This is a genomic window from Enterobacter sp. UNJFSC 003 (assembly GCF_036903355.1).
Taxonomy (GTDB): domain Bacteria; phylum Pseudomonadota; class Gammaproteobacteria; order Enterobacterales; family Enterobacteriaceae; genus Enterobacter.
On sequence record NZ_JBAKHK010000101.1, the window covers coordinates 1 to 300 of the forward strand.

The following is a 300-nucleotide window of genomic DNA, read 5'->3' on the forward strand; positions in this document are numbered from 1 at the left end:
GTGGAGACTTAGCGCAAGCCATGATGTTCTCGTGGTTTTCCTCAATGAACTTGATGCGCTCAGGGAACGGAACCTTATCGACACCCGCACAGTTTGCACCGTGGATTTTCAGCCAGTAGTAACCTTCCTTACCGATTGGTTTACCTTTCGCCAGCGTAAGCAGTCCTTTGGTCATATCGTTACCTTGCGGGTTGAACATTGACACAGCGTAAACACGACCGCGCCAGTCCATGTTGTAAGGGAACCAGATGGCCTTATGGTTAGCAAACTTATTGGCTTGCTCAAGCATGAACTCAAGGC

The 300-nt window shown here is 49.3% G+C and carries 1 protein-coding gene; it reads right to left on the reverse strand.

Features of this window, described 5'->3' with window-relative positions; all coding sequences use genetic code 11:
* Positions 1-300, reverse strand: a 300-nt coding sequence (locus V5P19_RS23280) for a DNA-directed RNA polymerase (protein WP_334407898.1), incomplete at both ends; no start/stop codon positions are given.